General features: G+C 61.7%; 24 protein-coding genes. 13 read left to right on the top strand and 11 right to left on the bottom strand.

Annotation, left to right across the window (positions count from 1 at the left end; all coding sequences use genetic code 11):
* On the top strand, positions 1-1173 hold the full coding sequence (locus tag FQ775_RS10905; protein WP_146299206.1) for an iron-containing alcohol dehydrogenase: 1173 nt from the start codon (positions 1-3) through the stop codon (positions 1171-1173).
* 66 nt (positions 1174-1239) lie between these two features.
* On the opposite strand, the gene FQ775_RS10900 is transcribed toward FQ775_RS10905, so the two are convergent.
* Positions 1240-2367: an acyl-CoA dehydrogenase family protein gene (locus tag FQ775_RS10900; RefSeq protein ID WP_146299205.1), complete on the bottom strand. Its 1128-nt coding sequence runs from the start codon at positions 2365-2367 to the stop codon at positions 1240-1242.
* Positions 2368-2688: 321 nt separating this feature from the next.
* Here FQ775_RS10900 and FQ775_RS10895 point away from each other — a divergent pair, with 321 nt between their 5' ends.
* The 4 genes from FQ775_RS10895 to FQ775_RS10880 are packed head-to-tail and all read left to right on the top strand — an operon-like array spanning position 2689 to position 9830.
* Positions 2689-5712, top strand: a complete 3024-nt coding sequence (locus tag FQ775_RS10895; RefSeq protein WP_146299204.1) for a type I restriction endonuclease subunit R — start codon at positions 2689-2691, stop codon at positions 5710-5712.
* The gene (locus FQ775_RS10890; RefSeq protein ID WP_146299203.1) at positions 5702-6964 is read left to right on the top strand and encodes a restriction endonuclease subunit S; all 1263 of its coding nucleotides are present in this window, start codon (positions 5702-5704) and stop codon (positions 6962-6964) included. Before FQ775_RS10895 ends, FQ775_RS10890 begins: the two co-directional genes overlap by 11 nt.
* Positions 6961-8193 (top strand): AAA family ATPase, encoded by a 1233-nt coding sequence (locus FQ775_RS10885; RefSeq protein ID WP_146299202.1) that lies wholly within the window; start codon positions 6961-6963, stop codon positions 8191-8193. Before FQ775_RS10890 ends, FQ775_RS10885 begins: the two co-directional genes overlap by 4 nt.
* Positions 8193-9830, top strand: coding sequence for a type I restriction-modification system subunit M (locus tag FQ775_RS10880; RefSeq protein ID WP_146299201.1), 1638 nt, complete (start codon positions 8193-8195; stop codon positions 9828-9830). The genes FQ775_RS10885 and FQ775_RS10880 overlap by 1 nt, the downstream gene beginning before the upstream one ends.
* Before the next feature lie 416 nt (positions 9831-10246).
* On the opposite strand, the gene FQ775_RS10875 is transcribed toward FQ775_RS10880, so the two are convergent.
* Positions 10247-11965: a thiamine pyrophosphate-requiring protein gene (locus tag FQ775_RS10875; RefSeq protein ID WP_146299200.1), complete on the bottom strand. Its 1719-nt coding sequence runs from the start codon at positions 11963-11965 to the stop codon at positions 10247-10249.
* Positions 11966-12087: 122 nt separating this feature from the next.
* Entirely contained in the window at positions 12088-12573 is a 486-nt protein-coding gene (locus tag FQ775_RS10870) for a MarR family winged helix-turn-helix transcriptional regulator (protein ID WP_146299199.1), read from the bottom strand.
* Positions 12574-12717: 144 nt separating this feature from the next.
* Between FQ775_RS10870 and FQ775_RS10865 the strand changes: the two genes are divergently transcribed.
* From FQ775_RS10865 to FQ775_RS10855, 3 genes are read left to right on the top strand one after another with little or no spacing between them, the layout of a single operon-like run.
* Positions 12718-13743: a TRAP transporter substrate-binding protein gene (locus FQ775_RS10865; RefSeq protein ID WP_146299198.1), complete on the top strand. Its 1026-nt coding sequence runs from the start codon at positions 12718-12720 to the stop codon at positions 13741-13743.
* A 59-nt stretch (positions 13744-13802) separates the two neighbouring features.
* Positions 13803-14333, top strand: a complete 531-nt coding sequence (locus FQ775_RS10860; protein WP_146299197.1) for a TRAP transporter small permease — start codon at positions 13803-13805, stop codon at positions 14331-14333.
* Positions 14333-15637: a TRAP transporter large permease gene (locus tag FQ775_RS10855; RefSeq protein ID WP_146299196.1), complete on the top strand. Its 1305-nt coding sequence runs from the start codon at positions 14333-14335 to the stop codon at positions 15635-15637. The genes FQ775_RS10860 and FQ775_RS10855 overlap by 1 nt, the downstream gene beginning before the upstream one ends.
* Positions 15638-16341: 704 nt before the next feature.
* Here FQ775_RS10855 and FQ775_RS10850 read toward each other — a convergent pair.
* The 5 genes from FQ775_RS10850 to FQ775_RS10830 all read right to left on the bottom strand — a co-directional run bounded on the left by FQ775_RS10850 (position 16342) and on the right by FQ775_RS10830 (position 20979).
* Positions 16342-16827, bottom strand: coding sequence for a GNAT family N-acetyltransferase (locus FQ775_RS10850; protein WP_349291512.1), 486 nt, complete (start codon positions 16825-16827; stop codon positions 16342-16344).
* A 527-nt stretch (positions 16828-17354) separates the two neighbouring features.
* Positions 17355-18086, bottom strand: coding sequence for a DUF5681 domain-containing protein (locus FQ775_RS10845; RefSeq protein WP_246730325.1), 732 nt, complete (start codon positions 18084-18086; stop codon positions 17355-17357).
* Positions 18083-18517 carry a DUF5681 domain-containing protein gene (locus tag FQ775_RS10840; RefSeq protein WP_146298090.1) on the bottom strand — a complete coding sequence of 145 codons (435 nt, stop codon included), beginning with the start codon at positions 18515-18517 and terminating at the stop codon, positions 18083-18085. Before FQ775_RS10840 ends, FQ775_RS10845 begins: the two co-directional genes overlap by 4 nt.
* Positions 18514-19836 (bottom strand): site-specific DNA-methyltransferase, encoded by a 1323-nt coding sequence (locus FQ775_RS10835; protein WP_146298089.1) that lies wholly within the window; start codon positions 19834-19836, stop codon positions 18514-18516. Before FQ775_RS10835 ends, FQ775_RS10840 begins: the two co-directional genes overlap by 4 nt.
* Before the next feature lie 534 nt (positions 19837-20370).
* A complete protein-coding gene (locus FQ775_RS10830; protein WP_146298088.1) occupies positions 20371-20979 on the bottom strand; it encodes a TetR/AcrR family transcriptional regulator in 609 nt (202 codons plus the stop codon).
* Between the two features lie 92 nt (positions 20980-21071).
* Between FQ775_RS10830 and FQ775_RS10825 the strand changes: the two genes are divergently transcribed.
* Positions 21072-21557, top strand: a complete 486-nt coding sequence (locus FQ775_RS10825) for a cupin domain-containing protein (protein ID WP_167812894.1) — start codon at positions 21072-21074, stop codon at positions 21555-21557.
* Positions 21558-21759: 202 nt separating this feature from the next.
* On the opposite strand, the gene FQ775_RS10820 is transcribed toward FQ775_RS10825, so the two are convergent.
* The 3 genes from FQ775_RS10820 to FQ775_RS10810 form a co-directional block, all read right to left on the bottom strand.
* A complete protein-coding gene (locus FQ775_RS10820; protein WP_146298086.1) occupies positions 21760-22923 on the bottom strand; it encodes a peptidoglycan-binding domain-containing protein in 1164 nt (387 codons plus the stop codon).
* Between the two features lie 289 nt (positions 22924-23212).
* The gene (locus FQ775_RS10815; protein WP_146298085.1) at positions 23213-23749 is read right to left on the bottom strand and encodes a GNAT family N-acetyltransferase; all 537 of its coding nucleotides are present in this window, start codon (positions 23747-23749) and stop codon (positions 23213-23215) included.
* Positions 23750-23751: 2 nt separating this feature from the next.
* Positions 23752-24318: a helix-turn-helix domain-containing protein gene (locus FQ775_RS10810; protein WP_146298084.1), complete on the bottom strand. Its 567-nt coding sequence runs from the start codon at positions 24316-24318 to the stop codon at positions 23752-23754.
* Between the two features lie 160 nt (positions 24319-24478).
* On the opposite strand from FQ775_RS10810, the gene FQ775_RS10805 reads away from it, so the two are divergent.
* The 4 genes from FQ775_RS10805 to arsC are packed head-to-tail and all read left to right on the top strand — an operon-like array spanning position 24479 to position 26492.
* Positions 24479-24808, top strand: coding sequence for an ArsR/SmtB family transcription factor (locus tag FQ775_RS10805; RefSeq protein ID WP_146298083.1), 330 nt, complete (start codon positions 24479-24481; stop codon positions 24806-24808).
* A gap of 43 nt (positions 24809-24851) precedes the next feature.
* A complete protein-coding gene (locus tag FQ775_RS10800; RefSeq protein ID WP_146298082.1) occupies positions 24852-25361 on the top strand; it encodes an arsenate reductase ArsC in 510 nt (169 codons plus the stop codon).
* A gap of 7 nt (positions 25362-25368) precedes the next feature.
* The gene (locus FQ775_RS10795) at positions 25369-26073 is read left to right on the top strand and encodes an aquaporin (RefSeq protein WP_146298081.1); all 705 of its coding nucleotides are present in this window, start codon (positions 25369-25371) and stop codon (positions 26071-26073) included.
* Positions 26070-26492: an arsenate reductase (glutaredoxin) gene (arsC, locus tag FQ775_RS10790; protein ID WP_146298080.1), complete on the top strand. Its 423-nt coding sequence runs from the start codon at positions 26070-26072 to the stop codon at positions 26490-26492. The genes FQ775_RS10795 and arsC overlap by 4 nt, the downstream gene beginning before the upstream one ends.
* Positions 26493-26597 lie beyond the last annotated feature (105 nt).

Raw genomic sequence — 26597 nt, 5'->3', positions numbered from 1 at the left:
ATGACCATCCACGCCCAGGCAGCCGTCCTGCGGCCGCCAGCGACGGCGAGCCTGCGCTTCGGGTCGGTCGCGCAGGTCCTTCCTTCGATCGCCGCCGAAGAGCGGGCATATAGGGTTGCGATCGTCTCATCACCGTCGCAGACGAACTCCGTGCTGCTCGGGAGCGCGGCAGCGGCTCTCGGCGCGACGCTGGCTGGTTCCTTCCCCATCGTCCGGGCTCACTCACCCTATGACGATCTCGTCCGGCTGGTTTCGCTCCTGAAGCAGGCGGATGCCGATCTGATCGTCGCCATCGGCGGCGGCTCCGTCATCGATGCATGCAAGGTCGCACAGATCGGGCTCCGGCACGGTCTCGACGACGCCGAGGCGTTCCAGGCGTTCCGGACGGCTCCTCCCGGGCGTCCGGATCCGGCCGCCGGCATTCGCGTCGTCGCCGTACCGACGACGCTGTCGTCGGCCGAGTTCACGCCCTTTGCTGGCATCACAGACAGCGCCACGGGGCGGAAGGATGCCTACGACCATCCGCTGATGGTGCCGAAGCACGTGGTCTTCGACGCCGAAGCCCTGCTCGCCACGCCGGTGTCGATCGTGGCGGCATCGGGATCGCGGGCGATCGACCACTGCGTCGAGACCCTCTGCTCGACCGCCGCCGAAGCCTATCATGGCGCGCTCGCGCTCGCCGGCCTGAAGCTGTTGTGGCGGGGCCTGCCGATTCTTGCCGCCGGCAAGGCGAGCGCGGACGATGCGCGGGACCTCCTGCGGGCGTCGTGGATGGCTATCTCCGGACCGGCCGCGGGCATTCCGGTAGGGGCGAGCCATGCGATCGGCCGGGTCGTCGGCGCCGTCTCCGGGGTCCAGCACGGCCATACCTCGGCGATCCTCCTGCAGCGGGTGCTGGAGTGGAACGCCGAACTGGACGCGTGCCGTGAACGTCAGGAATGGATCTGCCGCGAACTCGATCTTCCCAATGCGGATCTCGGTGGCGCCGTCCGCCACCTGTTCGATGCCTGCGCGCAGCCGTCACGGCTGTCGGAAGCGGGCGTCGCGCGCGCGGACCTGCCGAAGATCGCCGCGTTCAGCGTGACGATGCTGCGGCATCCGAGCGTGGCCGGCAATGCGCGGCCGATCGCCACCGAGGCCGAGGTCATGGAAATCCTCGAACGCGCATGGTGAAACGGCGGGCCTCCGAGGCGCCGGCCGACCGGCGGCCGCCAGACCATGGTGGCGGTCCCGGGTCTGTCAGCCCTCGCGGATGCGGCGCGCGATGATCAGGCGCTGGATGTCGTTGGTGCCTTCGTAGATCTGGCAGACGCGGACATCGCGCGCGATCTGCTCGACGCGGTAGTCGTTGAGATAGCCGTAGCCGCCATGGATCTGGATCGCGTCGGAGCAAACCCGTTCGGCCATCTCGGCCGCGAAGAGTTTCGCGACGGAAGCCTCGCGGACGCATTCGACGCCTTCGTCGAAGAGCCGTGCCGCGTGATGGGTGTAGGTCCGCGCGATCTCGATCTGCACGAACATGTCTGCCAGCCGGAACGCGACGGCCTGGTGATCGAAGATCGCACGCCCGAATGCCTGCCGCTCCTGCGCATAGCGGGAGGCGAGTTCGTAGGCTGCGCGCGCCATGCCGACAGCCTGGGCGGCGACAGAGATGCGCCCGTCCGACAGCATGCCCATCGTCTTCGGCAGGGCCTGCCCTTCTCCGCCGAGCACGGCGGAATCCGGGACGAAGCAGTTGTCCAGATGCACCTGGACCGTATCGGACGTGACCTGGCCCATCTTCCGTTCCTGCGGTCCGATCGAAAGCCCGGGCGTTCCCTTCGGCACGAGGAAGAACGTCTTGCCGCGCGAGCCGGCATCCGCGTCCGAAACGGCCAGCACGATCACGAGACCGGCGCGAGCGCCGTTCGAGATGAACTGCTTCGACCCGTCGAGCACCCAGCCGCCATCGACCCGCCGCGCCCGCGTGCGGATCGCCGAGAGATCGGACCCGGCCGACGGTTCGGTCAGGCAGACGGCCCCGATGGTTTCACCGGACGCCATGCGCGGCAACCATTCGGACTTCTGATCCTCGTCGCCCAATCGCGAGAGAAGCAGCGCCGTTCCGAGATTGTGGACATGCACCAGAGTGGAGAGCCCGCCATCTCCGGCCGCCATTTCCTCGACCACAGAGATGAAGGTGGAGAGATTTGCCCCCACCCCGCCATGATCGGGAGCGACCAGAAGCCCGAAGAGCCCCATCTCGCCCATCTGCGCCAGCACGTCGGCCGGGACCTCGCCACTTCGGTTCCATTCTACCGAGTGCGGCACGATGCGTTCCTGGATAAACTGCCGGGCTGCGTCGACGACACTCTGTTCGATGTGCATGCGCTATTCCCCCGTATTCCATCACGCTGATAGCACTGATTCCTGTCTCAAATTTACCGAGAAGTAAATAGTTTGACCACTAGGTGATCCGCTGTGCCTGTCGGCCGTCGATATAGGGGCCGAGACCCGACTGTCCGGTTCTGGCCTCCACACTGGAGATAGCCGACGTTCATTCTACCATCCCATCTCGGGCTGGCTTGAGACGCCAAGCCGTATCGCATTCCTTTGGCAGGCTCCACTTCTTGCCGCTATACCGCTAGATGTATCGAATCTTGGAAGGGGCTCTGTAAGCCTTTGTGACGATGGAGCGGCATTCTCACTATGAATAGAACTGAAAACGCCCTCGAAAAGTCACTTGTTACAAAGCTTCAGGACCTGAAATATGAGCATCGCCCAGACATTCGCGACCGCGCCTCGCTGGAGCAGAATTTCCGGAAGAGGTTCGAAGAACTAAATCGCGTTCGCCTCACAGACGCAGAGTTCTCTCGGCTTCTCGACGAGATCGTCACGCCGGATGTTTTTACAGCCGCTCGGATCCTCCGCGAACGTAACAGCTTCACGCGTGATGATGGCACTCCGCTGCATTACACCCTGGTCAACATTAAGGACTGGTGCAAAAACGCCTTTGAGGTGGTGAACCAGCTACGCATCAACACCGACAACAGTCACCATCGTTATGACGTCATCCTCCTAATCAACGGCGTGCCGGTGGTTCAGATCGAACTAAAGACACTCGGCATTGTCCCGCGCCGTGCCATGGAGCAGATCGTCGAATACAAGAACGACGCTGGAAACGGCTATACTAGGACCCTCTTGTGCTTTCTTCAGCTATTCATTGTCAGCAACCGAGATCGGACGTTCTATTTCGCGAACAACAATGAGCGCCATTTCGCGTTCAATGCCGAAGAGCGCTTCCTTCCAGTCTATGAGTTCGCGGATGTCGACAACAAAAAGATTGTCCATCTCGACAGTTTCGCCGAGACCTTCCTCGCCAAATGCACCCTTGGCCAGACGATCAGCCGCTACATGGTTCTGGTCGCAAGCGAGCAAAAGCTCCTGATGATGCGGCCCTATCAGGTCTACGCGGTGAAGGCGATCGTGGACTCGATCGCCCAGGACTGCGGCAACGGCTATGTCTGGCACACCACTGGCAGCGGCAAAACGTTGACCTCTTTCAAGGCTTCAACGCTGCTAAAAGATAATCCGGACATTGAGAAATGCCTCTTTGTCGTGGACCGCAAGGATCTGGATCGGCAGACGCGCGTGGAGTTCAACAAGTTTCAGGAAGGCTGCGTTGAGGAGAACACTAACACCGCCTCCCTCGTTCGGCGCCTCCTGTCGGACGATTACGCCGACAAGGTTATCGTCTGCACGATCCAGAAGCTGGGCCTCGCGCTGGACGAAAACAGCAAGCGCAACAAGCAGCAGAAGAAAGGCGGCAAGAAGAGCTTCAAGGAGCAGCTGGAGCCCCTGCGCGACAAGCGCATCGTTTTCATTTTCGACGAATGCCATCGCTCGCAATTCGGCGAGAACCACAAGGCGATCAAGGAGTTCTTTCCGCGCGCCCAGCTCTTCGGGTTCACCGGCACGCCGATTTTCGATCAGAACGCGGCCCAGCAGAAGATCGAAGACACCCAGGCCAGCATGAAGACGACAGAAGACCTCTTCCCGCAGCGCCTTCATACCTACACGATCACCCATGCCATTGAAGACGGAAACGTCCTTCGCTTCCACGTCGATTACTTCAAGCCGGAGGGCAAGAATCTGCCCAAGCCCGGCGAGCCACTGGCGAAGCGCGCGGTGATCGAAGCGATCCTCGCCAAGCATGACCAAGCCACTGGTCAACGCCGGTTCAATGCCTTGCTGGCAACGGCGTCGATCAATGACGCCATTGAGTATTACGATCTGTTCAAGACCATGCAGGCTGAAAAACTGGCCGCCGATCCCGACTCCCGGCCACTGAACATCGCCTGCGTCTTCTCTCCGCCCGCCGAAGGCAATCCTGATGTAAAGCAGATCCAGGAAGACTTGCCGCAGGAGAAGGAGGACAACGCGGTCGAGCCGGAAAAGAAGAAGGAAGCGCTGAAGGTTATCCTTGCCGATTACAACGCGCATTACGGCACAAATCACAAGATCGGCGAGTTCGACCTCTATTATCAGGACGTGCAGAAGCGCATCAAAGACCAGCAATGGCCGGATGCCGACTTGAAGAACGCCTATCCCAATCAGGCGCACTACAAGATCGACATCACGATTGTCGTCGACATGCTGCTGACCGGCTTTGACTCCAAGTTCCTGAATACCCTCTACGTCGATAAGAACCTGAAGCATCACGGTCTGATCCAGGCTTTCTCGCGCACGAACCGGGTGCTGAACGCCACCAAGCCCTATGGCAACATCCTTGATTTCCGTCAGCAGCAGGGCGCGGTCGATGCCGCCATCGCGCTGTTCTCGGGCGAGGCCGCCGCCGAAAAGGCCCGCGAGATCTGGCTGGTCGACAAGGCGCCAGTGGTCATCCAGAAACTGGAGACTGCCGTCCAGAAGCTTGACGCCTTCATGAAATCGCAGGGCCTCGACTGCGCCCCTGAAGAAGTGCCTAACCTCAAGGGTGACGCGGCGCGTGCGGCCTTCGTTGAGCATTTCAAGGAGGTCCAGCGGCTCAAGACTCAGCTTGACCAATACACAGACCTGACCGAAGAAAACCGCAACACCATCGAAGAAGTCCTGCCGCGCGACAATCTTCTGGGCTTCCGCGGCGCCTATCTGGAAACCGCTCAGCGGCTTCGTGCCCAGCAAGGCAAGAGCGCGGACAAGCCAGAGCAGGAAGCCGACCAGCTGGACTTTGAGTTCGTCCTCTTCGCATCGGCGGTCATCGATTATGACTACATCATGGGCCTGATCGCCCGTTATTCTGATGCCACCCCCGGCAAGCAGAAGATGAGCCGTGAAGAGCTGATTGGCCTGATCCAATCCGATGCCAAGTTCATGGACGAGCGCGAGGATATCGCAGCCTACATTAACACCCTGAAGGCTGGCGAGGGCTTGAGCGAAAAGGCCATCCGGGAGGGCTACAGCCGCTTCAAGGCGGAGAAAAACGCGGCGGAACTGGCGGACATCGCGGACAGGCACGGTCTGGCCACCGAAGCGCTGGAAGGCTTTGTCGATACCATTCTGCAACGCATGATTTTCGACGGAGAGGCTCTGACCGACCTGATGGAACCTCTTGGCCTGAGTTGGAAGGCGCGGCGGCTCAAGGAACTGGACCTGATGACCGACCTGATGCCGCTACTGCTCAAGCGCGCCGGTGGGCGCGAGATTTCGGGGCTGAGCGCTTATGAGCAGTAAGGGGAAATCGCCTGTCGCACTGATTCCTCAGCGACGCTTTCCGGGATTTTTCGAGCCGTGGCTCTTTGAGCCTCTGTCGAGTGTTCTGTCGGAGCACAAGGTCAAGAATACAGCTCGTCACGAAGTATTCTCTGTCTCGATGGATAGCGGTATCGTCAACCAAGTTGAGCATTTGGGTCGTAGCTACGCTGCCGCAGACACATCTAACTACAATGTTGGGCATCGCTTTGATGTGGTTTACACGAAAAGCCCACTAAGGGCTTTTCCCTTTGGGATCGTCAAGCAATGCAAGTTCGATGGGGAAGTCGCGCTATCGCCACTTTATGGGGTGTTCACGCCGAACAACCCGTATGTGGGCTTGATGATCGAAGCCTTCTTTGAGGCGCCAGAGCGCGCGCAGGCGTTCCTTTCACCTCTTTGCCAAAAAGGAGCGAAGAACACGCTCCAGATTACCAACGAAACCTTTCTCTCCGGACGGATGCTCCTTCCGATAGAGGAAGGCGAACAACAAAAGATTGCCGACTGTCTGGGCTCGGCAGACGCGCTGATTGCCGCGCTGGGGCGGAAGGTTGAGGCGCTGAAGGCTCACAAGAAGGGCCTGATGCAGCAGCTTTTCCCCCAAGAGGGCGAAACCCAACCTCGTCGCCGGTTCCCCGAGTTCGAGGGGGCGGGGGAGTGGCGGGAAATGTCGGTTGGCGACTTTGGTCAGGTAATTACTGGAAGCACGCCCAGCACGGCCGACCCCACCCTATACGAAGGCAGCATTCCATTCGTATCACCCGCTGACATCTCTGACCTGCGATATGTAGATGAAACCAGAACCACGCTGACCGAGGCAGGCTTCGAGAAAACTCGCCCAGTCAGGGCGGGCAGCATCCTTTTCGTGTGCATCGGCTCCAGCATCGGAAAGATCGCCCAAAACACTCAAGAATGCGCGACGAACCAACAAATTAATGCCGTCATCCCTAGCGCAAAGCACTCGGATGGCTTCGTCTATTTCGCCTTGTCAAACGCCTCCGACCGCATCGCGTTGCTCGCCGGAAGGCAGGCAGTTCCGATCATCAATAAATCGATGTTCTCCTCCGTGCGGTTACTGGTCCCAGATCTTCTAGAACAAGAGCGCATAGCGAAATGCCTCGCCTCCCTCGACGATCTCATCGCCGCCGAGAGCCGAAAGCTCGACACCCTCAAGACCCACAAGAAGGGGCTGATGCAGCAGCTTTTCCCCCGGATCGGGGAGCGCGACGCATGAGCACTTACAAGAGCCTGAAAACGCTGGTGGCCCGGCTACGCGACGATCTGAACAATCCGACCGGTCCGGCCTCGCTCGTTTTGATCTATGCTTACAACCGCACCGGCAAGACACGCCTGTCGATGGAGTTCAAGGACGCCGGCAAGCGCCAGAACAAGAAAAACCCGACCGGGACCCCCGACACGCTCTATTTCAACGCCTTCACTGAGGATCTGTTCGTCTGGGAAAACGACCTTGAAGGTGACAGCGTGCGCCGTCTGCAGCTGAACGAGCAGTCGTCCTTCTTCAACGCGATGACGGAGCTCGCGCTGGACGAGACAATCGCCCGCTACCTTTCACGCTACGCCGACTTCGAGTTCGACTTCACTTACAAGGAGGTCGAGCAGGGTGGCGAGACACTGTTTAAGCCGGACTATGTGAGTTTCAACAAGGGCGGCGAGGCCAACATCAAGGTATCGCGCGGCGAACAGAATATCTTCATATGGTGCGTCTTCATGGCCATCTGCGAACGGATGCTAGATGGGCATGAATCATATCAGGGGAAGAAATACCTCTATATCGATGACCCGATCTCGTCGCTGGACGATAACAATGCGATATCCGTCGCCTGCGACCTTGCCAAGCTCCTGCGTCGGGCGGCCACACGGAAAGACGCTGAAGGCAAGGCTGCCCCGATCAAGGTGATTTTCTCTTCCCACCATGCGCTGTTCTTTAACGTCATGTGCAACGAAGTCGGTCGGAGGATTGATGACGCGCCATCGGTCGAGCATCGGCGCTATTTCCTGCACCGGCCAAGCGGCGACGGCACGTATACGCTTCAGGCGACGGAAGACACACCCTTCTTCCACCACGTGGCGACGCTCGCCGAGTTGCAGCGTGCGGCTGACCCGAGGAAAGGAACACTCTACACGTTCCACTTCAATGCCTTGCGCAGTGTCATGGAGAAAACGTCATCCTTCTTTGGGCACCCGAGCATCGCTTTTTGCTTGAAGGCCCTCGACAACGATGAAGACAGAGCGCTGTTCAACCGAGCGCTGAATCTGCTCAGCCACGGCGCTTATGCGATCCACGAACCCACCGAGATGGGTGAGGACAATAAGGAACTCTTCCGCCGCATCCTTCGAGAATTCATCACGCGGTTCGAGTTCGCCCTCCCTGGCACCGCATCCGCCCGGCCACCAGCACCGGCGCCCGAGCCCGCGCCCGCCCCTGAGGAAGCAACTGCATAATGAACGTCCAAAACCAAAAGCAACTGGGCAGAACGCTCTGGAACATCGCCGATACGCTGCGCGGCGCGATGAATGCGGACGATTTCCGCGACTACATGCTGTCTTTCCTGTTCCTGCGCTATCTGTCGGACAACTACGAGGCGGCTGCGAAGAAGGAGCTTGGGCGCGACTACCCCGATCCCAACGCGATCGACAATGGCGGGCGCTCGCCCCTATCCGTGTGGTACGCGCAGAACCCGGAGGATGTTGCGGCTTTTGAAAAGCAGATGCGCCTGAAGGCGCACTACGTCATCAAGCCGGAGCACCTCTGGACCAGTATCGCCCATATGGCACGCACCCAGAACGGTGAACTGCTGAACACCCTGCAGGCGGGCTTCAAATATATCGAGGAGGAGTCGTTCCAGAGCACGTTCGATGGCCTTTTCTCGGAGATCAATCTTGGCTCAGACAAGCTCGGCCGGACATACGCTGATCGCAACGCTAAACTCTGCACCATCCTCACCGAGATCGCCAAAGGGCTCGCCGAATTCTCGTCCGACGTTGATGCGCTGGGCGACGCATACGAATATCTGATCGGCCAATTCGCAGCCGGTTCGGGCAAGAAGGCGGGTGAATTCTACACCCCGCAGCAGGTGTCAGATATCCTTTCCGCGATTGTGACCCTGGACAGCCAGGAGCCAGCAACCGGGAAGAAAGAGCGCCTCGCAAGCGTGTTCGATTTTTCGTGCGGCTCCGGCTCGCTGCTGCTGAACGTGCGCAAGCGTATGGGGCCGCACGGCATCGGCAAAATCTACGGGCAGGAAAAGAACATCACCACCTACAACCTCGCCCGCATGAACATGCTGTTGCATGGCGTGAAGGACACGGAGTTCGAAATCTACCACGGCGACACGCTGGCCAATGACTGGGATATCCTGCGCGAGTTGAACCCTGCCAAGAAGCCTTCCTTCGATGCGATCGTGGCCAACCCACCTTTCAGCTTGCGCTGGGATGCGACCGAAGCAATGGGCGATGATGTGCGGTTCAAGAACTATGGGCTAGCGCCCAAGTCTGCCGCCGACTTCGCCTTCCTCCTGCATGGTTTCCACTATTTGAAGGATGAAGGTGTAATGGCCATCATCCTCCCTCACGGGGTGCTGTTCAGAGGTGGGTCGGAAGAGCGAATTCGAACCAAATTGCTGAAGGACGGTCACATCGACACGGTCATCGGACTGCCCGCCAACCTGTTCTATTCGACGGGTATCCCGGTCTGCATCCTTGTTCTGAAGAAGTGCAAGAAGCCCGACGACGTGCTCTTCATCAACTCGGCCGAACACTTTGCGAAGGGCAAGCGCCAGAACCAGCTCACAGACGAGCATATCGGCAAGATCATTGAGACCTACCAGTTCCGGAAGGAGGAGGACCGCTACTCCAAGCGCGTCAGCATCGAGCGTATCGCCGAGGAGGGTTACAATCTCAATATCTCTCGCTACATCAGCACGGCCGAGGAGGAGCTCGAAATCGATCTGATGGCTGCCCATGGTGAGTTGGTCGATGTCGAGAAACAGATTCGCGATGCGACGGCGAACCACAACACATTCTTGCAGGAGCTTGGGCTTCCACTTTTGCCGCTCACGAAGGATGATGTGAGCCCTTAGCAAATCAACGAACACAGCGCCGGATGAACGTCCGCTGTCGGGCAAAGTTTGTCTGCGCCTAAATGGCAGGAATGGGGGCGCAAAGCAGCCGCTGAGAGCAAAGTCGACCGATGACCGTCTCGGACCGGTAGCAAATCGATTTTGACGCGTGATTCTTTCGCCTGGACTATGTTGGTGCCAACAGACTGGCGGGGGAAGGGGATGACAGCTATATCCAGCACGGGCATTCGAAAGGTGCATTGGAGAAGAGATATTGTCAGGACGAATGCGCGTGCGGATATGAACTGCTCCGGGCTACAAGTTGCCATCGCGCCCATGATGGATTGGACATAAAAGGTGGAGATTGACGGGATGCTAGCGCCGCTCGATTGCCACGTGCGGACAACCTGTCGCGCGAATCCATCGCGTGATCCGCGTCAGCCGATCATCACCTCGACCAGTGCCATCTTGCGCTTCTTTCGGATGTGGCGGATCGCTTTGTCGAACGCCTCCGGCAGTTCATCGCCCAACGTCACCTGGATGGCCCAGGCGCGACTTGCCTCGGCGATCTTCACGAAATTCGGGCTGGGCTGTAGGGAGGTGAGCGGCATACGGTTTGCGCGCGCCGCATAGCCGTCGGGATAGAGGCCGAGTACGGAATGGCGCACCGCCGCCCATTCCGTATTGTTGAGAACGACGACGAGCACCGGTAGCTCAAGCGCCTCAGCAATTTGGTGGCAGACGACCGGATTGGCGAACATGTAGGAGCCATCGCCCATTGTGGCGACGATCAGTTTGCCGCGATCAGCGAGCTGCATGCCGAGCGCGGTCGGGAAGGACCAGCCGAGCCCGCCGGAATGCGGCTCCTGGTGCCAGGAATTGTGGCGCTTGAGGACTAGCGGGTCGAGCGGGCAGCCGAGTTCGGACAGCACTGTCGCGTCCTCGCCGGCAATCGCATCCGACAGGCATTTCGATACGCAGGCCTTGGTCATCGGATGGCTTGAAGCCGCCGTCTTCGCGACCTTTTTGCGGATCGCTGGCACAAGCTCGTCCAGAAGCTTGCGGCGCTGCATGCGGGCCCCGACATGGCGGTGGAGGTGCGTCCGCATCGCTTCCTCGAGGCGGATAAGTCCTTCGCCGGTTTCGCAGCCGATCGAGATGTCGGACCGGAAGGTGCGGACGGGAAAGCGAGTGAAGAGCGGGTCGGGCCCGAGATGCACGACCTTTGCATTGGAGCGCGGAACATGGATGTCGGGCGACCAGGGGGCGAGGCTGTCGATCACGAGGATCACGTCCGCCTCCTCGATCCAGGGCAGCGGGTCGGACCCGACATACGACGGATGGTCGGTGGCAATTGCGGTGGCGACAGCCCACCACTGGCAGACGGGGATAGACCACTCGTCCGCAAGCTTCGCGAGCGCCGCGAAGCCTGCCTCGGAGCCGGCGCCGCGCTGGGCGAAGATCAGCGGCGAACGCGCCTCGGCGAGCAGCCGTGTGGCCTGCTCGATACTCAACTGATCCGGAGCCGTGGAGACGGCGCGCATCGTTGGCGGTGCCTGCAGTGCATCGCCGGGCGTGGTCTCGCACAAAACCTCGCGCGGCAGGCTCAGATAGACCGGCCCCTTGGGCGTGGAGTTGGCGATCGCATGCGCGCGGTCGAGCAGCGGCCCGATCTGTTCGGGAAAGCGCAGTTCGTAATCCCATTTGCTCGCCTCGCGCACTAGTGCCGTCTGATCGCGCATTTCCTGGCCCCATCCGATCGGCACCGTGCGGGCGCCAAAGCGGCCGGACTCCATCACCGGGGTGCGGCCTGACATCAGGATCATCGGCACCTGGTCGGTCGCGGCATTGATCGCGCCGATGGCGCCATTGGCGAGGCCGACATTGGTGTGCAGGATCACCGCCTGCGCCTTGCCGGTGGCGAAATAATAACCGTGGGCCATGCCCAGCGCGGCATGTTCGTGGGGTATGACGATCGCCTCCGGCAAGGCCACGTCTTTCGCCGCCGCTTCCGCGAGACCCTCGATGATCGGGGGAAAGTCGGTTCCGGAATTGCAGAAGACATAGTCGACGCCGAGCGCCTTGAGGCGCGTGAAGAGCGCGGCCCCCGCCGTCACTTCACCCGTCGTCGCCGAATTCGCTGATCGCTCCAGCATTCTTTCCTCCTTGCCGCCACAACACAGCCAGGTTCGCGGCAGGCGCTCAGGCCTGCAATATCCAAACTAGTTTGGAATCAAACATCTTTCGACCGGGCCTGCAAGCGCCCGCCGGCTATCTCTCAGGCCAGCTCCTCGGCAATCCGTTTCAGGATGCGGATGAGATCGTCCTTTTGGTCGCCCGCGATTTCGTCCAGTACACGATCATGCGCCTTCGCGTGAGCAGCCAGTTCGGTGAAGCGCTCGCGGCCGAGTTCGGTCAGGCTCAATCCATAGCTGCGCCGGTCCCCCGGCCGCGGACTGGAAACCACGTAGCCATGTTTGGCCAGATCGCGCAGGATCGGCGTAAGGGTCGATTTGTCCCGCCCTGCGGCGCGGCTCAGCGCCATCGGCGCAATGCCGGGATTGTCGCCGATCAGGCTGAGCACTGCGAACCAGCCAGGCCGCAAATCGTCGCGTCCGGACTTGCTCTGGAAAGCGCGGAAGGAGGCGTTCTGCGCCAGTCGCAGATGGTAACCTATATAGCCGCTGAGCAGGCCAAGCTCGATATCGCCAGTTTGCGGCGGTTTGGCAGGGCCGGGCTTGGCGCGTGGGTTGTGTTCCGTCATCGTGCGCCGTTATGCCATAAGATAGTTTGGAGGCAAACAATTCCCTTGCGTGTTCGGCAGGTCAGACTTAGGCTTTCTGAAGGAGGCTGGCGCAGGCGGAGCGCCAGGGCGGCACGACGGTGGACAATAACAGGGAGGAATAACATGTTTCGCAATCGTACTTTCGCAGCGACAGTCGCTGCATTCGCGCTCCTGACAGGTAGCGCACTTGCTCAGGACGATCAGGTCGAACTGCGCTTTGCCCACTGGGTGCCACCACAACATCCGCTGCAGGTGCACGGCATGACCGAATGGGTCGAGTCGGTCGAGGAAGCTTCGGGCGGCTCGATCAACGTGACCATCTATCCAGGCCAGCAGCTCGGACAGGCCAAGGATCACTACGACATGGCCCGCGACGGTATCTCGGACATCTCCTTCATCAATCCGGGGTACCAGCCCGGACGTTTCCCGATCATCGGCGCTGGCGAGCTGCCGTTCCTGATCAGTAACGCCAGGGGCGGTTCGGCCGCGCTCGACGCTTGGTACCGCCAGTACGCCGAGCAGGAGATGTCGGATGTCAAGGTGTGCCTCGTGCATTTCCACTCGCCGGGCACCTTCCATTCGCGCGAGCCGATCAAGGTTCCGGGTGATGTCGACGGCATGAATGTCCGCCCCGCCCACGCCACCATGGCGAGCTTCGTCTCGCTGCTCGGCGGGCAGAATGCCCAGGTCTCGGCACCCGAGGCGCGCGATGCGCTGGAACGGGGCGTGGCCGACGCCATCACCTTCCCATGGAACTCGATCCTCATCTTCGGAATCGACAAGGCGGTGAGCCATCATCTCGACATCCCTCTCTATGCAACGACCTTCGCCTGGGTGATGAACAAGGCGAAATATGAAGGCATGTCCGAGAACCAGAAGAAGGTGATCGACGACCACTGCACCAGCGAATGGGCCGAGCGTGTAGCCGCCGGCTGGGCCGACAACGAGGACAGCGGCCGCCAGAAGATCATGGAGATGGACGGCCACAATATCATCGAGCCTTCCGAGGAGGACGTCGCCGCCTGGCGGGAGGCAGCCGCCCCCCTGCGCGAGGAGTGGAAAAAGAACGTCGCTGGAGTTGTCGACGACCCGCAGGCAGCCCTCGATGGCCTCGTCTCGGAACTGGAGAGCCGCGACTCCGCCTACTGAGGTATCGAATGCCCTGACGGACGAGTACAGGCCGGGCCGGGGATGATATCTTCGGCCCGGTGCGTATCGCGCTACTCAAGGATGACGGCATGGAAGCCTTCGAACGACAGATCGGCCGAGTGGCTGCGGCAGTTGACGGGGCCGCCGCGATCTTCCTTGCCGTCATCACGGCTCTGACCTTTCTTGCCGTCATCCTGCGCTATGTCTTCGTTTTGCCGTTCCCCGGCTCGTTCGATGTCAGCCAGATGCTGCTCGGGGTTGCGATCTTCTGGGGGATCGCAGCGGCTGCTTGGCGCAAGGAGCACATCCAGGTCGATCTGGTATGGCAGCTCATGCCGCCGGCGCTGCGGCGCATCGTAGACATCTTCGCCGACACGCTTTTCCTTCTGTTCGTTGTAGCGCTGACCTGGATGCTCTTGCTGCAGGTTGGCCGTGTGCGCTCGTCCGGCGAGACGACGTTCGAGCTGTCGATCCCCATATGGCCGTTCCATGCCGTCGCCTGGCTCGGCGCGGCGTTCTGTGTGCTGGTGCTTGTTGCCCGCATCCTGCATGCCGTCGTCCATTTCCGCACGCCGGCAGGTTCCGACTGATGGCGCTCAACGACCTCGTCGCGGTCGGCGGTTTCGTCGCCCTGTTCCTGCTGCTACTTCTCAGGGTGCCGATTGGCGTGGCCATGGGGCTCGTCGGTGTCGGCGGCTTCGGTTTTTTGAGCGACTGGAAGCCGGCCTTCAACCTGCTCGCGCTGTCGCCGATTCGCACCGTCACTGACTATTCGCTCGGCCTCGTGCCCATGTTCATACTGATGGGTGTCGTGGCGTCCGCCTCCGGCATGAGCGGCGAGCTCTACCGCGCTGCGAACGCTTTCCTCGGCCATAGACGCGGCGGGCTTGCCATGGCGACGATCACCGCCTGCGGTGGCTTTTCGGCCATATGCGGCTCCTCGGTGGCGACTGCAGCCACCATGGCCAAGGTCGCGCTGCCGGAGATGAAGCGCTACGGCTATCCCGATACGCTGGCGACCGGCTCGATCGCGGCCGGGGGCACGCTGGGTGTGCTCATTCCACCCTCGATCGTGCTGGCCATATACGGCGTGCTTACCGAGCAGGATATCGGGCGCCTGTTCATCGCGGGACTGGTGCCGGGCTTGCTGGCAGTGCTGATGTATCTCGTCACCGTCAGAATCTACGTCACGTTCGCCGGAGGCGGGGTTCCGGCACATGAGAAGACGAGCTGGCGCGAGCGTTTCGCGGCGTTGCGCGACGTCTGGGCCATCCTGCTGCTCTTCATTTTCGTCATCGGCGGAATCTATGGCGGCATGTTCACTCCGTCAGAGGCGGCCGGCATGGGCGCGGCCGGCGCCATCATCATCAGCGTCGTGCGCCGGCGGATGGGCTGGCGGTTGCTTTTCCGTTGCCTGCTCGAAAGCATCCAGGTGACGGCCGGCATCTTCATGATCCTGATCGGCGCGATCCTGTTCGGCTATTTCCTGACGATTACGCAGACACCACAGAAGGTGACGAATCTTCTGCTAGGACTGGAACTCGGCGCTTATCCCACGCTGATCCTGATCCTGCTTTTCATGCTGCTGCTCGGCTGCGTGCTCGACGCGATGGCGATGATCATCCTGATGATCCCGATCCTCTATCCAGTCGTGCTCGCACTCGGCTTCGACCCGATCTGGTTCGGGGTCATCATCGTCATGACGGTCGAACTCGGGCTGATAACGCCGCCCATCGGCATGAACGTCTTCGTTATCAACACGCTGGCGCGCGACGTTAGCCTGCAACGCATATATCGCGGCGTGCTGCCGTTCGTGGCGACCGATGTCGTGCGGCTTGCACTGCTGGTTGCGTTTCCGTGGATCGTGCTGTGGCTGCCGAACACGATGCGATAGGCGGCGGCCGATTGGACGAGGAACGCCGATAGACCAAGCTGAAGCGGCCCAACCTTTCTGTGGGATCTCACCGTAGAACTCGGCTTGTGGATCGAACTGGGCGCCACCTGACCTAATGCGATGAACTGCCTTCCCACCGAGACGCAGCTATTGTTGCGTACGATAGCTGATCGATTTTGAAAGCATCTCTTCCGCTTGGACTATGTTGGTAGCAACGGGCTGGCAGGGGGACGGGACGAGGGCTATATCCAGCACGGTCATCTGAACGGCGCATTGGAGAAGAATATCGTCAGGATGAATGGGCGCGCGGATAGGAATTACTCTGGGCCACAATTCGCGATCGCACCGATGATGGACTGGACGGAAAGCGCAGAAAGTTCAGACGGTTATTGAGGCGCCCGTGCAAACTCCGTGCTGCGGGAGAGTAGGAATGAGCCAACGCGGGTGTGTTCTTCGCGCGTCATCCGGTTCACGAATCGTAATCTCATGAATATTGAGCCTGAATCGCGGAGCCGGGGATCTATCGCGATCATAACCTCAAGGTCGTAAGGTCAGATCAGCGGCAAACCAATTTGATTTCGACGTTGGTCGAGAGCGTCATGCGCTGTCGAGAGAACCAGAGCGGTCGTGCTTCGCTGATCTTGCGTGTTCGCCCCAAAAGCAAAGTCAGTAAGTCTGGCCGGTTTGCCGATTGAGCTCTCTCCCTAATCGGATGCTCTTTCCGCAGTACACCGCTCATGTACCGATCGTAAGGCGTCATGTGGCCGAATGGCGCAGTTGGCAGGCTCCACATCAGGCCGCCGACTGCGACCGGTGCTCAATGGCAGTCTTGAACTTGCGTTCAACTTAAAGCATGGCCAGCCAGCGCATAAACCCACGGTGCGTTGTCTTGCCAATTCAGGAACCGGTGGCCCTTGGACGGTCGTAACGGTTTCGGCAATGCCGAGGCCGCACTTAGCGAGGAAGTCGGCGAACGCGCTATCCTTCTCGCGGGTATCGACGCGAACGAAGCGGCCTTGCAGCTTCCTGAGATGGACGGCGGTGAGATGGACGGCGTCCTGATGGTTTCGGGCTACGACGGGGCCAATCACGAAGCCACGCCCGAACTCGCGGCGCATGGAATAACCGACGATTTCGCCGCCATGGGTCAGGATGGAAATTGTCGCGTCAGCCGAGAGCAAAGCGAGCACTCGAGACCGATCGCTGCCGAACGCACGTTCGTCCAGCGCGGTGATCTCCGAGAAAGCCTTGCGCCGTCCGGCGACAAGTGGCTCACGACGTTCAGGCGCGGCGACGTGCAAGCCGTGGCGCTGCTGAAGTACATGTCTACTTTCCTCGGTCTGCTCTCGAAGAGCGGGCGGTCCGCTGCCGGCCCCACTTCAGGTCATCTTCGTCAGGGCGGAATGGTGGCGACGACTCTGTCGCCGAATTCATGATCCCATACGCCTACCTGACCGGAAAGCCCTCGTACCGTTCCAACGTACGACGTGGCTCGCTCACCGTAGCTAATCTGTAGCTTCGCTGTCGCCTCGGAGCTGAAATGGGGTGTGCTACGTCAGTGAAAATGTATTGAGATCAGAGCTTTGCGATGGTGGGCGATGACAGGCTCGAACTGCCGACATCTTCGGCGTAACAGAAACGGTCGAGGCTCTAATCGCCGCTGGATGAAGACTGAGTGGCAGGTCAGGTCTCTGGAGGCCCATTCGCTCATTGACCCCTAATCCGGTATCGCCTTTCTGATCATTGCCAGCATTTTCTCTGCGCGGGCGATGTCCTTTTCGACCATGTCACGAAATTCGTAGTTAGGCTCGTCGATCAGGAGTTGCGTCAGCTCGGCCAACTCCTCCTGGAACATGGTCTTGTGCTCACGGAGACAGTCCCACGCTTCCTTTTGTTCCTTGGTCACCGGTCCATTGATGCGAACTGCGCCGGTGCCCATGTCGATCACAATATCATCCGGATGCGGTAGCGGATTGGGCGGCTCGATGCCTTGGCGCTTGCAGCGCTCGATCTCGCGCTCCCATTCGGTCTTGTAGGTGATGGCGGTCTCCAGCCACTCGTCATGGAGCTGCTTGTTGGCTGTCTCGGTCGCGGCAAGTATCTGCGTGAACAGGCGCTGCGCCCGCTGGTTGCCCTTGGCGGCATTGACGGCCAGCGAGCGCACGACGGCCTGGGCCATGGGAATGGTCACCGTGCCGTTGGCATCGTTGATGGCGACAGTGCGATAGGCCTCCTCCAGAATGATGCTCTTGAGGCGTTCCTCGTGCAGCGCCGGCAGCTTCGCTTTGTTCTTCGAGCCCTTCGGCCTTCCATGCGGATTGCCGGACTTGCCCTTCTGGAAACGCGTTGACCTGGGCGGCTTTGCATAGCCCACTTCATATGTGGGTTCGGCTGCTGCCGGCGCCGACGGCGTGGCAAACAGTTCGGCGCTCCTGGAGGACCCGCTCATTGCCTGCCTCCCTCGTTTCGCCGAGCCTGGGAGGTGCCGGGATCGCCAGGCCGCACGATGCGCCGCTCGATGACGGTAATCGGCTCATGCTTTTCGTCAGGCGCATTGCGGTCGAACTGCTCCATCAGCTTGACCACCAGGGCGGCTGCCCGCGCGTCGCCCTTGATGGCGCGGGCCACCAGCGACTTGAACAGCGCCATGCGCTGCTCGATCACGCGCGTGGCACCGCCCTCGTTGATGGTGACCGGCGCCGACAGTGCCTGCTCGAGCAGCGACTTCGCCGACTTCGATCCTTTCGGACGCCCCTTCGGATTGCCGGACCGGCCCTTGGTGAAGCGGGTCGACTTCGGCGGCTTGCCGTAGCCGACCTCGTAGCCGGGAGAGGAAGCGGCAGCTTCTCCGTCCTCTTCGGGTTTTGCAGCCTCCGTCATTCCGCCGCCTCCCTATGCGGCGCAGCGTCAGGAGGCTGTTCGATGCCGCAGGCGATCAGTTCCGCCTCGTCCTTGGCATAGGCCTCCCAGCGGCGGATGATACGGTCGCAATAGACGGGATCGAGTTCGACCAGATAGCCGCGCCGGCCGGTCTTGTGAGCGGCAATCATCGTGGAGCCCGAACCGCCGAACAGGTCGAGCACGATGTCGCCGCGGCCCGAGCAGTCCTTGATGGCATCGGCGATCATCTGCACCGGCTTCACCGTCGGATGAAGCTGGAGTTCATCCATGCGGCCCGTCTTCAGCGTGTTGACGCCCCTATACTGCCAGACATTGGTCCGGTAGCGGCCGTGCTGGCCAAGCTCAAAGCTGTTGATGTGGGGAGCGGTGCCGTTCTTGAAGGCAAAGATCAACTCATGGCGGGAACGGTAGAAGGTGCCCATGCCGCCATTGTCCTTCACCCACACGATCAGGTTCTTCAACTCGGCATAGACGCCTTCGCCAGCCTTCAGCACCTCGTCCATGTGGCGCCAGTCCATGCAGATGAAGTGGATGGAGCCGTTGAGGCTGAAGGCGGCGAGGTTCTGGAAGGCCGTTCTCAGGAAAGAGATGAACTCAGCCTTGGTCATCTCGCCCGAGGCCATGGCGAACTCGCGGTGCTTCACCTTGCCCGAGCCGCCGACATGGCCATCGATCGGCACGTTGTAGGGTGGATCGGTGAAGACCATCCTCGCCTTCTCACCACCCATCAACGCCGCCACCGTCTCGCCATTGAGTGACGAGCCGCAGATTAGCCGGTGCGGACCCAGTTGCCAGATGTCGCCAAGCCTGCAGCGGGCTTCTCCGTCATCTTCAGGCAGCCGGTCCTCTTCCGGGGCGCCCGGCTCCTCAGGCTCCAGCCCGTCCACCAGGCTGTCGATCTCGGCGATCGTGAAGCCGGTGAGACCGATATCGAAGTCGAGATCGACGGCAAGCAGTTCCTTCAGCTCCTCCGCCAGGATCCCCTCGTCCCAGCCGGCATTCAGCGCCAGCTTGTTGTCGGCCAGCACATAGGCCCGTTTCTCGGCCGCACTCATATGATCAAGCCGAACGCAGGGCACCTCGGCGAGCCCGAGCAGGCGCGCAGCTTCCACCCGGCCGTGCCCGGCCAGGATCGTGTTCGAACCGTCGATGAGGATGGGGTTGGTGAAGCCGAAGCGTTCGATACTTTCGGCGATCTGGCGCAGCTGCTTCTTCGAATGCGTGCGCGCGTTCTTGGGGTATGGGGTCAGCTCATCGAGCCGACGGTACTCGCACTCCAATTTGGTGTCGTTGGACATTTGAGTGTTCCTTGAAGCGTTTCATCCGTTGTTGCTCCTCCCACCTGGTTACATCCGGGCCCTGATGACCCGAATCTGATGAAATGATGTGCCCGATTTGTTCCAATCGCAAGGCGCCATCAGCACCCATGCCCGGAATTCACAATCAAGCTTTGGTGACGGTGCCCCGTGTCTGCGACTTTGTGCGGCTACCTGTTCCGGCGCTGCAATTCCCTGTTCAAGCCGCAATGCTTCCCTGATTGGCGCCCTGTTATTCCCTGTTCCGGTCGAGCAGGGAAATCGGCTCCAAGCTATTGCAATTGCGTATCAATTCGCGGCAGAATTCGCCTGGAGAGTGCGAAAAGAGGCGATTTTCCCTGTAAATTCCCTGTAAACAGGGAAATCCGGCCCAGAGACAGGTTCGCCCGAGACTGCGCACACCACCAGTCGTAATCCCTTTCAACTCAACTAATGGGTTCCCATCGCCGGTCCTGAGGGCTCTTACGCCGATTGCAGGGCTGGTCGCAGTGGGCCCCGCGGTCCGCGGCACACCCGTCAGGTCTCCTGCCGGTCGCCTTCTTGCCCGAGCGCTGCTTCCACGATCGCCAAAAGGATGGCCTTGCGCTGCGACGGGTCAATGCCGCTTCCCGACAGGCTGCGCCAGACCGTGAAGTCGAGGAGTGCCGACGCGATCCTTGCCGGTTCCGACTCCCGCTCCGTTCGCAACGCCTCTGCGACCAACGCGCCGACGCCGTCTCCGACCTCGGCAAGGAACCGGGCGAGGGGGGCGACCCTGTCCTGATCCCTGACGGCGCTCCACAATGGCGCTTGCGCGCGGGCGTAGAATGAATCGAGTTCGTCGACGAGACGCCCAAGCCGCTCGGCGCGCGATTCAAGCCCCGCGAAGGCCGTCACCGCGCGTTCCGCGGTCGGCGGGTCGATAAGTTGCCAGAAGTGCGTGCCGCAAGCCTCGACGAGCAGATCCATGGTCGGAAAATGTCTGTAGACCGTAGCCGCCCCGACACCTGCCCGCGCCGCCACCTCGGGAAACGAGGTTGTGGCGACGCCCTGTTCGACATGCAGCTCCATCGTTGCCTGCACGATCCTCGCGCGCGTCTCGTCCTGCGCTTCGGCGCGCCGGGATTTGCGATAGGTGCGGGCCATGCATTCTCCTTATTGACGAGAAGAAATTTTCATGAAATAAGTTTATCACCAATTTAGGCGATCATGCCGTTGGCGTAAAGATGGAGATTCACATGACAATCCGGGAAACGGTCCCGGCTGCGCCGGTCTTCGCACCGGTTGCGCAGCCGAGGCAATTCCTTTCCTTCACCGCTCGCATCATGGGGAACGGAACCGATACCGGCGGCCTGCACGCCGTCGAGTTGCACCTGCCGCCGGGTGAAAGCTCGCCCTGGCACGTGCATCATGAGGAAGACGAGTGGTTCCACGTGATCGACGGCGAGATCGAAGCGATCGTGGGCGACACCCGGTTCAGGGTCGGCTCCGGCGGGTTCGCGTTCGGGCCCCGCCACGTGCCGCATGGTTTCCGTGTGACGAGCGCCACGCCCACCAGGCTGGTGCTGATCACCGTCGGCGGGCGTTTTTCGGACTTCATCGCCGAAAACAGCGTGCCGATCGCGGACGGCGCGACACTCGAGGTTGCCACGCCCGACCTGAAAAAGCTTGCCGCGTCGGCGAGCCGCTACGGGCAGGAGGTGTTCGGACCGTTGCCCGACTAGTGACGGGCTCCCGGCCAAGCGGTGGCGGCAGGCGCCGCCACCTCACGGGGTCGCAAATCAACGACGGCACGTGCGCTCGTATGGCGTATGCCGGTCGCGAAGCGCAATGCGCGAGCGACAGGTCGTAGATGGCCGATCATCGCGACGCGCGATGTGCGGAGAGAGTGACGAGGAGGAACGCCAGAGAAGCTTCCAGGACGTTCTATTCGCCGGAGAAGGAAACAACCGAACCGTCATCCGCCTTGAAGCGGAGTTTGCCGTCGTCGCCCTTGAAAAGGGAACCCGGCGGCACACCCTCACCACTCGCCGGGTAAGCCCTGGAAAAGGTGAAGACACCCCACGTCCTGACCTGCAACACATCCTCGTTGCCAAGCGATATCTGGTTGTTGGCGTCCGTCCATGAATCAGCACCTACGGCAGTCGAGTTGGCCGCGTCCGGTTTCTGCCGTTCGGTGTGGCCGGCGTCTGGTCCGAGAAAAACGCTGCGCAGCGGCGCTCCGGCCTCCCCTATCAGGGACCGGCCGGCGCGATGACCCGCCGCCAGCACGTCGCTGCCAAGGAACTCCTCAAGCGCCTGGTGCCCGATACCGACGAGGCGATCCCCGGCAATTGCGCCGCCAACGTCGTCTTCCGGGTTCGCGTCGATCAGGTTGGTTCGGTCGGCATTCGACGTGATCGCGCCGGCCCGATTACCTATCAGGATCAGATGGTCGCCATTGTCGCGATATCTCGCGGCGGCACGCCCGAAGATGACGTTCTCATCGCCCCGGCTCATACCCTCCGCAGCAACGTAACCGCCGACGGTGTTGCCCGTGCCCTGCGAGTGCCAAAGGGCGCTGTCGCCGATCGCGGTGTTGTTGCCCGCTTTGGCGCTGTGCTCCAAAGCACGAAAGCCGTAGGCGGTGGCTCCGGTGCCCTCTCGCATGAAGCGCGCCGCTTTGACGCCGGCAATGGTGCTGTCGGCCAGCGCGACCGCGTACTGCGCCGCGACCGTGCCGATGGCGATGGTGTTGTTCGCTTGCAACTGCTGCTGGAGGGCCTTGTGGCCTATTCCGATGTTGGCGCTGCCACCGAGCGGGCCGAATGAAGGACCACCAACGCGCAGGTTGAATGCCAGTACGGCGCGGGTCCTGGGGCCGACGACCCCATCAACGGGCAGGAAGTTCTCGCGCTGGAAAGCCCGGATGGCGGTTTCTGTCCGGGGGCCGAAAACCCCGTCTGGATCGACCGGCAGGTTCCACGCTCGGAGTTGGGCTTGCAATTCCGCGACCGCTTCGCCCCGCGACCCTCTCTTCAGCAAATCATCGGCTGAAGCAGGAAGGGTGAGCAGCAGCACGAAGGCCGCGAATAAGCCGAATTTCCTCATGGGCGATGCCTCCTTAGACGCGCGAGGGCGGGAAACCGCTTATCATCTCAGGTTGAGGGCGACAACTGAGTGCCAGTCGCGTCCCAAACTACCGTCGGCGTCCCGCGCCGTTCCCGGTGCCACATTGTTCGCGGCGACGTTTGTCGCGGCATCGAGAGTGACGGGTTACGATATGCGTGGAGGTGGGGCGAAGTGGGCCCGCACCCTACAAACCTAGGTCAAATCATCTGAGGCCGCCGGTCGCGGCGGGCGACAGCGTGCCGTCGTTCGCGCAGTCTGCGTAACCCGGTCAGCGCGCCTTGTACATGATCGTCGTTGCGTCCAGCCGGTCGGCGGACGGGTCGCGGCAATAGCCGGGGATGGTGCCCGCGGTGACATAGCCGAGCGATGCATAGAGCGGCTCGGCCATGTCGCCGGTGCGGGTGTCGAGCGTGATCAGGCTGCGGCCGAGGTCGCCGGCGCGGCGCTCGAGCGCTGCCATCAGGGCGCGCGCGATGCCGCGGCGGCGGAAATCCGGATGCACCATCAGCTTCGACACCTCGGCGCGGTGGGGCTGGTTGGGCGGCGTGTCGCAGTCGAGCTGGACAGAGCCAGCCAGCCGGCCGCCGGCCTCGGCGGCGAAAAGGATGCGGGTGCCGGCGCGCAGGCCAGGCAACACCTTCGCGCGCCAGAAGGTTTCGGCCTCGTGGAGCGGGAACGGCAGGACGAAGTTGATCGAGGCGCCGGCATGGACGCAAGCATGCAGCAGGGCAGCGAATTCGTTCAGGCGCGTCTCCAGTTCGGGGGCGGAGAGTGCGACGATGAGGGGTGCCGTCTGATCGTCCATTCTCACACCATGAAAAGCAGATAGCGAGCGCCCGAGCGCTCAGGGGTGGCAAATTCGCTCGGGCCGGCGAGCCGGTAGCGCAGGCAGTCGCCGGGGCCAAGGTCGTGCGCCGCCTCGTCGACGGTGACGCGAAGGCAGCCATCGAGCAAAACCAGGTGATGCTCGAGTCCGGGGCGCGAGGGATGGTCGTAGCGGATCGAGGTGGCGGCCGGGATATCACCCTCGATGACCTCGCCGGCGAGCGCCCCGGAAGGCGGCGACACGACGCGGCGGCGAAAGCCGGTCTCGGGGTCGCTCCAGAGCGGCTGCTCGCCGGCGCGGCGCAGCGGCGCGAAGCCGGCCTCGACCATCATCATCAGGCGTGACATCTGCAGGCCGTAGACCGAGCAGAGGCGGCCGAGGACGTGCGCCGTGGGGCTGACCTCGGCGTTTTCCAGCCGCGACAGCGTGGCGCGGCTGACCCCGGCGCGGGCGGCGAGTTCGTCCAGCGACCAGCCGTTTTCGCCGCGCAGGGTGCGCAAACGCTCGGCAAGGCGGCGGTCGGCGGTTTCGAGAATGAGTTCGCTCATATAAGGGATAATTTCTCTGATATGAGAAGGAGTCAAGTGCCTTCGGCGGGTGCCCGGTCAGGGGCGGCGACGGGTGAGATCTTTTGGCGCCGCGCATGGGCTTGCCAACGGCCGGCCGCTCCTCTATACATAAAATCCAGATATCCAGAATTATAGATATATGATCAAGAACGAAGCCCTCGACGCGCTTGCAGCACTCGGTCAGGAGACCCGGCTCGACGTTTTCCGGCTGCTGGTGCGGGCCGGTCCGGAAGGGGTACCGGCGGGCGACATCGCCGACCGGCTCGGCGCGGTGCAGAACACGATGTCGGCGCATCTGAAGGTGCTGGCGCAGGCGGGGTTGATCGCGGCGCGGCGCGACGGGCGCAGCGTGCGCTATTCGGCCGACATGACCGGATTTCGCGACCTGCTCGCCTATCTGATGGAAGATTGCTGCAACGGTAGGCCGGAGCTTTGCCGCCCGGCGATCGAGGCGGCGACCTGCCGCTAAGCCCGGGGCGCAACCGAAACGGCCGCGAGGGAGGCGGCAGGCAATGACCGACAAGATCTACAACGTGCTTTTCCTGTGCACCGGAAATTCGGCGCGCTCGATCATCGCCGAGGCGATCATCAACCGCGTCGGGGCCGGCCGCTTCAACGGCTTTTCGGCCGGGTCGCAGCCCAAGGGCGAGGTGCATCCCTTCACGCTGCAATTGCTGAAGACGATGAACCACGATACCGGCTTCGCGCGCTCGAAGAACTGGGAGGAATTCGCGGCTCCCGGCGCACCCGAACTCGATTTCGTGTTCACCGTCTGCGACAACGCGGCCGCGGAGGCCTGCCCGGTCTGGCCGGGGCAGCCGATGTCGGCCCATTGGGGCGTGCCGGACCCGGCCGCCGTCGAGGGGACCGAGGCGGAGAAACACTTCGCCTTCGCCGATACCTACCGCATGCTTTCCAATCGCATCTCGGTGTTCACCAGCCTGCCGCTGGCCTCGATCGACCAGCTGACGCTGCAGAAGCGGCTCGACGACATCGGCCGGGAAAAGCGCGAGGCGGGGTGAGGGCGCGATGAGCGATCTGTCGCGCCGGCTGGCCGCAGAGGCGCTGGGCACCGGGCTTCTGGTCGCGACCGTGGTCGGCTCCGGCATCATGGCCGACAAGCTGACCGACGACGTGGCGCTGGCGCTGCTCGGCAACACGATCCCCACCGGCGCCATCCTAGTGGTGCTGATCACCATCCTCGGGCCGGTCTCCGGCGCGCATTTCAACCCGGCGGTGAGTTTTGCCTTCGCGCTGAAGCGCGAGATCGCCGCCGGCGCGGCGATGGCCTATGTCGCGGCGCAAATCGTCGGCGGCATCGTCGGTTCGTTCGCCGCGCATGCCATGTTCGAACTGCCGATCCTGCAGTTCGCGGCAACCGTGCGCACCGGGCCGGGGCAATGGTTCGCCGAACTGGTCGCGGCCTTCGGGCTGGTGTTCACGATCCTGGCCGGGTTGCGCCACCGGCCGGACGCCATACCCTGGCTGGTTGGGCTCTATATCACCGCCGCCTATTGGTTCACCGCCTCGACCTCATTCGCCAACCCGGCGGTGGCGATCGCACGCGCCTTCTCGGACACCTTTTCCGGGATCCGGCCGGCCGACCTTCCGGGCTTCATCATTGCCGAAATGGCCGGGGCCGCGCTGGCCGTCGCGCTGGCTGGGTGGTTGCTCGCGGCGGTGAAAAGCCCGAAAAATGCGGCCAACGATCAACGCTACGAGGCAGCCGAATGACGATCACCATCTACCACAATCCCAAATGCGGGACTTCGCGCAACACGCTGGCGATGATCCGGCAAGCGGGCGAGGAGCCCGAGGTGATCGAATATCTGAAGACCCCGCCCTCGCGCGAAAAGCTGGTCGAACTGATCGCGGCGATGGGGATTTCGCCGCGCGAACTCCTGCGCGAGAAGGGCACGCCCTATCATGAACTCGGCCTCGGCGAAGATCGCTGGAGCGACGACGAACTGGTCGAATTCATGATGGCGCATCCGATCCTGATCAACCGGCCTATCGTCCTGACAGAGAAGGGCGCGGCGCTGTGCCGGCCGTCGGAACGCGTGCTCGAGCTTCTGCCGAACGCCGATATCGGAGCGTTCACCAAGGAGGACGGCGAGGTCGTGTCTGGCCAGGGCGGCCGCCGTACTTCCTGATTTCGACAGCAATCGAAACAGGGTTGACCGCGCGCTCGTACAGCTCTAGCTATTTTTCTAGAAATATCGAAATATATGAGTGGCGCTGCAACGTGCGCCGACGAG

The organism is Nitratireductor mangrovi (assembly GCF_007922615.2).
GTDB classification, from domain to species: Bacteria; Pseudomonadota; Alphaproteobacteria; order Rhizobiales; family Rhizobiaceae; genus Mangrovimarina; species Mangrovimarina mangrovi.
This window is presented reverse-complemented; position numbering and strand designations above follow the sequence as displayed.

Excerpts from the sequence above, each read along its gene's own strand:
- FQ775_RS10890 (WP_146299203.1), top strand. The coding sequence starts at position 5,702 with ATGAGCAGTAAGGGGAAATCGCCTGTCGCACTGATTCCTCAGCGACGC.
- FQ775_RS10905 (WP_146299206.1), top strand. The coding sequence starts at position 1 with ATGACCATCCACGCCCAGGCAGCCGTCCTGCGGCCGCCAGCGACGGCG.
- FQ775_RS10810 (WP_146298084.1), bottom strand. The coding sequence starts at position 24,318 with ATGAGCGAACTCATTCTCGAAACCGCCGACCGCCGCCTTGCCGAGCGT.
- FQ775_RS10820 (WP_146298086.1), bottom strand. The coding sequence starts at position 22,923 with ATGAGGAAATTCGGCTTATTCGCGGCCTTCGTGCTGCTGCTCACCCTT.
- FQ775_RS10880 (WP_146299201.1), top strand. The coding sequence starts at position 8,193 with ATGAACGTCCAAAACCAAAAGCAACTGGGCAGAACGCTCTGGAACATC.
- FQ775_RS10870 (WP_146299199.1), bottom strand. The coding sequence starts at position 12,573 with ATGACGGAACACAACCCACGCGCCAAGCCCGGCCCTGCCAAACCGCCG.
- FQ775_RS10840 (WP_146298090.1), bottom strand. The coding sequence starts at position 18,517 with ATGACGGAGGCTGCAAAACCCGAAGAGGACGGAGAAGCTGCCGCTTCC.
- FQ775_RS10800 (WP_146298082.1), top strand. The coding sequence starts at position 24,852 with ATGACCGACAAGATCTACAACGTGCTTTTCCTGTGCACCGGAAATTCG.
- FQ775_RS10805 (WP_146298083.1), top strand. The coding sequence starts at position 24,479 with ATGATCAAGAACGAAGCCCTCGACGCGCTTGCAGCACTCGGTCAGGAG.
- FQ775_RS10835 (WP_146298089.1), bottom strand. The coding sequence starts at position 19,836 with ATGTCCAACGACACCAAATTGGAGTGCGAGTACCGTCGGCTCGATGAG.
- FQ775_RS10895 (WP_146299204.1), top strand. The coding sequence starts at position 2,689 with ATGAATAGAACTGAAAACGCCCTCGAAAAGTCACTTGTTACAAAGCTT.
- FQ775_RS10845 (WP_246730325.1), bottom strand. The coding sequence starts at position 18,086 with ATGAGCGGGTCCTCCAGGAGCGCCGAACTGTTTGCCACGCCGTCGGCG.
- FQ775_RS10855 (WP_146299196.1), top strand. The coding sequence starts at position 14,333 with ATGGCGCTCAACGACCTCGTCGCGGTCGGCGGTTTCGTCGCCCTGTTC.
- FQ775_RS10825 (WP_167812894.1), top strand. The coding sequence starts at position 21,072 with ATGACAATCCGGGAAACGGTCCCGGCTGCGCCGGTCTTCGCACCGGTT.
- arsC (WP_146298080.1), top strand. The coding sequence starts at position 26,070 with ATGACGATCACCATCTACCACAATCCCAAATGCGGGACTTCGCGCAAC.
- FQ775_RS10885 (WP_146299202.1), top strand. The coding sequence starts at position 6,961 with ATGAGCACTTACAAGAGCCTGAAAACGCTGGTGGCCCGGCTACGCGAC.
- FQ775_RS10815 (WP_146298085.1), bottom strand. The coding sequence starts at position 23,749 with ATGGACGATCAGACGGCACCCCTCATCGTCGCACTCTCCGCCCCCGAA.
- FQ775_RS10875 (WP_146299200.1), bottom strand. The coding sequence starts at position 11,965 with ATGCTGGAGCGATCAGCGAATTCGGCGACGACGGGTGAAGTGACGGCG.
- FQ775_RS10865 (WP_146299198.1), top strand. The coding sequence starts at position 12,718 with ATGTTTCGCAATCGTACTTTCGCAGCGACAGTCGCTGCATTCGCGCTC.
- FQ775_RS10830 (WP_146298088.1), bottom strand. The coding sequence starts at position 20,979 with ATGGCCCGCACCTATCGCAAATCCCGGCGCGCCGAAGCGCAGGACGAG.
- FQ775_RS10795 (WP_146298081.1), top strand. The coding sequence starts at position 25,369 with ATGAGCGATCTGTCGCGCCGGCTGGCCGCAGAGGCGCTGGGCACCGGG.
- FQ775_RS10900 (WP_146299205.1), bottom strand. The coding sequence starts at position 2,367 with ATGCACATCGAACAGAGTGTCGTCGACGCAGCCCGGCAGTTTATCCAG.